Consider the following 2161-nt stretch of genomic DNA (forward strand, 5'->3'; position numbering starts at 1 on the left):
CTTCGCCGCCGGAGGTGCATTCGGCGCTGTTGAGCGCCGGACCGGGCCCGGGTTCGGTGTTGGCGGCGGCGGGAGCATGGTCGTCGCTGAGCGCCGAGTACGCCTCGGCCGCAAGCGACCTCAGTGCGCTAGTGGGACAGGTGCAGGCGGGCTCGTGGGAAGGGCCGAGCGCGGCGCAGTATGCGGCCGCGCACATGCCGTATCTGGCGTGGCTGACCCAGGCCAGCGTCAACAGCGCCGGCGTGGCCGCCCAGCACGAGACCGCGGCGGCCGCCTACACCGCGGCGTTGGCCGCGATGCCCACCTTGGCGGAGCTGGCCGCCAACCACGCCATCCACGCGGTACTGGTGGCGACCAATTTCCTTGGCATCAACACAATTCCGATCGCCCTCAATGAGGCTGACTACGTGCGGATGTGGATACAGGCGGCTACCACGATGGCCACCTATCAGGCTGCCTCCGGCGCGGCGTTGGCGTCGGCGCCGCGCACCATACCGGCGCCGATGGTGGTCCAACCCGGTGTCGGCGAGGCCGGCAACGCGATGGCCACCGCCGCCCAAACCGGCGCCCAGGCCCAGGCGGCCCAATCTGGCTCGTCGCTGAACCTGTCGGATATCTGGTCACAATTACTGCAGTTTCTGCGAAACCCGCTGGCCAGCCTGCAGCAGATGCTGAGCGCCTTCGCGGCGAATCCGTTGGCGGCGCTGATCGCCTATGGACCCTTCCTGTTCTTCGTCGGCGCCTTCGCCGCCTACGAAGTGATTTCGCCGATAGCGACCTATGGGCCCATGCTTGCACTGGCGGTGGCATTGCCGATCATTCTCGGGCTGGGCATCAACTACCTGCAGTCGCTGACCCCGCGGGTCGAGGCCGTCGACATCCCCGGCGTCGCGGGAGCCGCTCCTGTCACGTCGGCCGCCCAACCGTCCGCGACCATCTCGCCGGTGGCGGCGCTTGCCCCGACGGTGGCTAGCCCAGCGGCGATCTCGACTTCCGCGCCCGCAGCGGCGCCAGCCGCCCCCGCGGGTGCCGCAGCCCCAGCAGGAGCCGCTGGGTTTGGCTACGTGGTCGGCGGTATCGATCCGGACGTCGAAGGCGGGCCGACCCTCCACGACCGTGAGGGAGCCAAGACGCCGGGTTCCGTTGTCCCCGCAGCAGCAGCGGCGGTGCGGATACCGAGCCGCGAGGCGGCCCGCGCCCGGCGCCGTCGTCGCGCGAAGCAGCGCGGGCATGGCGACGCGTTCATGGACATGAACGTCGACGTCGACCCCGACTGGGGCCCACCGCAGCAGGACCCTGTCGCCTCGAGGGCGGCCTCCGATACGGGCGCGGGGCCGCTGGGCTTCGCCGGGACCGTGCACATGGACAGCGCTGCCGAGGCCGTGGGGTTGACGACGCTGGCCAGTGATGAGTTCGGTGAGGGTCCTCGGATGCCCATGATGCCCGGGAGCTGGGAGCGCGACGGGCCCACCGGCGAGGAGGGGGGAGAGCGTAGCTGACGAAAAGCATTGCCGGACAATGTAAACAGTCAAAGAGAAAGGGAGACCGATGAGTTTGTTGGATGCTCATATTCCGCAGTTGGTGGCCGCGCAGTCGGCGTTTAGCGCCAAGGCGGCGTTGATGCGCTCGACGATCGGACAAGCCGAGCAGGAAGCCATGTCGGCGCAGGCGTTTCACGTGGGGGAGTCCGCCGCGGCGTTTCAGGCCGCGCATGCCCGGTTTGTGGCGGTGGCGGCCAAGATCAACACGCTGCTGGATATCGCCCAGGCCAACCTCGGCGATGCGGCGGGCACCTACACCGCCGCCGATGCCGCCGCCGCGTCCACCTACACCGGTTTCTGAGCCGTCAAGACTTAAGCGAAAGGGTTTGTGATGTCGCAGATCATGTACAACTACCCGGCCATGCTGGCCCACTCCGCCGACATGGCCGGCTATGCCGGCACCCTGCAGGCGCTGGGCTCGGACATCGCCAGCGAGCAGGCGGCGTTGTCGAGTGCCTGGCAAGGCGACACCGGGATGACATATCAGGCCTGGCAGGCCCAGTGGAACCAGGCCATGGAGCAGCTGGTGTTGTCGTATCGGGCGATGGCCGGCACCCACGAAACCAACACCACCTCGATGCTGGCCCGCGACCAAGCCGAAGCCGCCAAATGGGGCGGCT

3 protein-coding genes are annotated in these 2161 nt (G+C 68.5%); all 3 read left to right on the forward strand.

Annotation, left to right across the window (positions count from 1 at the left end; all coding sequences use genetic code 11):
* Positions 1-1499, forward strand: a 1499-nt coding sequence (locus ACFE99_RS25220) for a PPE family protein (protein ID WP_375489628.1), incomplete at its 5' end; no start/stop codon positions are given.
* A 49-nt stretch (positions 1500-1548) separates the two neighbouring features.
* Entirely contained in the window at positions 1549-1842 is a 294-nt protein-coding gene (gene esxG / locus ACFE99_RS25225) for a type VII secretion system protein EsxG (RefSeq protein WP_375489630.1), read from the forward strand.
* A 30-nt stretch (positions 1843-1872) separates the two neighbouring features.
* Positions 1873-2161, forward strand: a 289-nt coding sequence (locus tag ACFE99_RS25230) for a WXG100 family type VII secretion target (protein WP_083089506.1), incomplete at its 3' end; no start/stop codon positions are given.

The sequence above is a fragment of the uncultured Mycobacterium sp. genome (genome assembly GCF_964249325.1).
Lineage (GTDB): Bacteria > Actinomycetota > Actinomycetes > Mycobacteriales > Mycobacteriaceae > Mycobacterium.

Excerpts from the sequence above, each read along its gene's own strand:
- esxG (WP_375489630.1), top strand. The coding sequence starts at position 1,549 with ATGAGTTTGTTGGATGCTCATATTCCGCAGTTGGTGGCCGCGCAGTCG.